Below are 3,374 nucleotides of genomic sequence, written 5' to 3' on the forward strand. Positions count from 1 at the left end.
GCCGCGCCACCACCGCCTCCCGGGGGCGCGGCCGGGACCCCCCCCCACGGGCGGGGGCCGGCCCTCTGGCCTTGTGCAGCAGACGACTTGGGGAGGGACGACGTGATCGCGGGAGTCCGCGGAGGGCTCGCAGCCGCCTGGGCCCGGCAGCGCTGGGCCGTGGCCGCGGGGCAGTTGCTCTGGTTCGCCTGCATGGCGATCGGGATCGCCTGCTCGGGCGGCATCGAGTCCGCCGTCCGCGTGGAACCCAAACCCGCCGGTCCGGGCCTGTGGCTCGAGGTCTTCCTCAACAACGCCAAGGTGGCCGCGCTGGCCTTCAGCGGAGTCGCCACCCTCGGCCTGACCACGGTCGCCTTCTCGCTGCTCTCCGGCCTCGGTGTCGGCGTGCTGATCGGGCACGCGTACACGCTGGGCGGGAGCCAACTGCTGCGGGCCGTCGGACCGCACGCGGTGCTCGAACTGCCGGCCCTCGGCCTCGCCGTCGCGGCCGGCCTGGCCCCGGTGCTCGGGCTGTCCCGCCGCCTGGTGTCCGGACGGGGCGCCCCGTTCAGCCAGCACGTGGTCGACGCCGCTGTCCTCTTCGGAACCTCGCTGGCCGCGCTCGCCGTGGCCGCGGGCGTGGAAACGTGGGTGAGCCCCCGATGACCTTGACCACCACGACGGAACACCGTCCCCTGCTCGATCCGGAGGCCGCGCCCGAAGGCCGGGACGACGGCCGGGCCGGGCGCCTGCGCCACCGCGCCGCCCTGGCGCTCGCCGTCCTCGTCCAACCCCTGGCCGGTCTCGGCCTCCTGGACCGCTACCGCGCGGCCGTCCTGGAGAAGATCCCCGACGCGGCACCGGGCGCGGTGAAGGCCGGCGTCTGGGCGGGCTGGCTGTTCGGATCGGTGCTCGGCGCGATCGGCGTGCTGCTGGCCGTCCTGCTCGCCGGCGCCGCCGCCTGCCGACTGGCCGGCGCCCGCTGGGAGGCGCCAGACCGCATCCGCCAACGTCTGGCTGCCCTGTCACCACCCAACTGCGCCAGGGCCGCGCCAAGGTCGCCGCCTACCGGATCACGACCACCCCGGCATCCCCCATCGCCCTGCGCCACCACCCTGTCGACGACGGCGAACATCCACGCCGACCTCACGAAACCCGCCGCGCGCGCAGCCTTCGACGCCATCGTCTGGATCCTCGACAGCACCGACCACACCGTCCTCGGCCACCCCGTCTGCCGTACCCAGCGCCCCTGGCGCCAGCGCCGGCAACTGCCCGCATACCAGCTGCCCCGACCAGAAGAACCAACCGCCCCTGGCCGATGTGGCCCGGTGACCACCGTGCGACCACCAGCCGACACCACAACAGAAAGAGCCGACACTCGGTTTCCCAAGTGCCCTCTCTCACAACCGACTTCACAGTCGGGACGACAGAATTTGAACCCGCGCCCCATTGACCCCCAGCCGGTGATAGCCATCGCTGCACGTCAGACGGTAGACAGCCCGCGCTGTTCGTTCACCGAGAGACACCTCAGGGACGGCGGCGATGGCGGCCAGAAACGTGTGAGCGAGCAGGGCAAGGGTGATATGCCGGTACCAGCCCACGTAGCGGCGCACTTCGTACTGGTCCAGGCCGCATTCGTTCCTGGCGCTCTGGAAGACCTCCTCGATCTTCCAGCGGCAGCCCGCGACGCGGACCAGGTCCGTGACGGTGGCCTCCAGCGGCGGGCAGGCGGCGGCCCAGTCGTAGAGGCACTCGCCCTTGGGCAGCCCCGGCGGACAGGCGCTGCCAGGCCTCGGGCGGGGCCTGTCCGATGAGGTGGTCGATGCGCGGGCCATGGACCTGCTGGGACCTGGGAACCGCTACCACGCAGGAGAGCTGGGCGTCTTCGAGGAAGCGGCGAAAGTGGGAGTTCTGATTGCAGGCGGAGTCGGCTGTGGCCCAGACGATGGGCAGGGCGAGGCCAGCGCGCGTGATCATGGTGCGGGCCAGCTCGCTCTTCGTCGCGAAGGCACGTTCGTCGGGGATGCGTGCGGCCCGGCAGCGTTCACGGTCATCGGTCCAGGACTTGGCCAGGTAGAGCTCCCGGTTGACCAGGGCGTGGCCGCGGCTGGTGGCGTAGGCGGCGAAGACACCAATCTGGCAATTCTCGGTGCGGCCGGCGATTGCGCTGAACTCCGGCGGAGACGGTGCCCTTCTTCACAAGGCCAGTGTCATCGATGATGAACACGCCCTCCGGGGAACCGAGTTGATCAGCGGCGTAGGCTGAGCCCTTGGCATTGGGGCAGGCGGAACACGCTCCGGCAGGCTGTCGGCACGATTCGCTAACCTGCGAGCATGCCCCTGAGTTCGTATAACTACCGCCTAGACCTTGGCAGAGTCCTCGATACCGAGGTGCCTCTCGGCCCCTTGGAAAGCGTCCCGCTGGTCTGCTTCACGACCCCCTCCAAAAACGGGTAGCTCCACGGGGAGGAGAACTGCGGCTCGCTCCGTTCCTCCCGTTCCGTCGAAGCGGTGACGTTGGGGCTGGGTGAGGCGGTGGAGCGGCTGTGCGGCACTTGCTCGTGGCAGATGCCGTCCGATGCACCGCTCGTGGTGTTCACCAGATCGGTTCGGAACGTGCTGTGGGCAGCCTCCTACACCGGCGCGGCCCCTTCACCTGACGTGGACTTCACCCCCTCCGACGAAGCTGACGCCGTTGCCGCACTTGCTCAGGGCGACTACCCCCCCGGAGAACGAGCATGACCAGGCGGAGTCGGACCGGTACGAGCACTCTCGTTTCATCCGTGAGCGCCACTACGGGCATTGGCGCCACCTCCACAGTTCCATGCTGGAGACCAACTCCGCCGTGGCAGCCCATCCATGGCTCGCAACATGGGCAAAGCCGATCCAGAACGCACTCACCACCGCGATCGAGTCCGAGCGGCGCTCCTTGCGGCGCTCGTGCGCCCCGACGCCTTGCTCGACTCCGCAGCCATTCACCAACTTGAGGCACCATCCGGTCTCGCTTCGGGAGAAGGGTTCGCAGCTCTGGGAGCCCAGGCCGCGCTGACACTACGCAGGGCCTGGTCTGACTGGGCCGACGCCGCCGCCCGCTCATGGCTGGCGCTCGAGGGCGACCGCTCCTCCGCGTCCCTGGTCCTGCACAACGCCTTCGGTCGGCGCCGCAAGGGCCGCGACGAGGCATACTCGGCGCTCAACGAACTGGTCGAGTCCTGGTGTGCGGAGGCCCGCTCCGTGGTCGCCACGTACCAGAAGGCGCCCCGACGGCTGATCGCAGTCTCGGTTCCGCCCACCTCGTTCGACAGCTACCACGGCCGCATCCGGGATCCGCTAAACCAATGGGAAGCGGGGGTCCTCGCCACCTACCAGGTGGACGCGAACTGGCCGGCGGGGAC

General features: G+C 70.0%; 3 protein-coding genes and 2 pseudogenes. 2 read left to right on the top strand and 3 right to left on the bottom strand.

Going from position 1 to position 3,374, the window contains the following annotated elements:
• The first annotated feature begins 102 nt into the window (after nt 1-102).
• Nucleotides 103-645, top strand: a complete 543-nt coding sequence (locus tag ACFRQN_RS15270; protein WP_380740798.1) for a stage II sporulation protein M — start codon at nt 103-105, stop codon at nt 643-645.
• A 154-nt stretch (nt 646-799) separates the two neighbouring features.
• Here the strand turns inward: ACFRQN_RS15270 and ACFRQN_RS15275 are convergent, their stop codons facing one another.
• The 3 genes and pseudogenes from ACFRQN_RS15275 to ACFRQN_RS15285 form a co-directional block, all read right to left on the bottom strand.
• Entirely contained in the window at nt 800-1,183 is a 384-nt protein-coding gene (locus ACFRQN_RS15275; RefSeq protein WP_380740800.1) for a hypothetical protein, read from the bottom strand.
• 208 nt (nt 1,184-1,391) lie between these two features.
• A complete protein-coding gene (locus ACFRQN_RS15280) occupies nt 1,392-1,814 on the bottom strand; it encodes a hypothetical protein (protein WP_380740802.1) in 423 nt (140 codons plus the stop codon).
• Between the two features lie 52 nt (nt 1,815-1,866).
• A pseudogene (locus ACFRQN_RS15285) lies at nt 1,867-2,142 on the bottom strand (transposase); the annotation flags it as partial.
• A 696-nt stretch (nt 2,143-2,838) separates the two neighbouring features.
• On the opposite strand from ACFRQN_RS15285, the pseudogene ACFRQN_RS15290 reads away from it, so the two are divergent.
• Nucleotides 2,839-3,374: pseudogene (locus ACFRQN_RS15290) on the top strand (hypothetical protein); the annotation flags it as partial.

This window comes from Kitasatospora sp. NPDC056800 (genome assembly GCF_042789775.1).
Taxonomy (GTDB): Bacteria; Actinomycetota; Actinomycetes; order Streptomycetales; family Streptomycetaceae; genus Kitasatospora.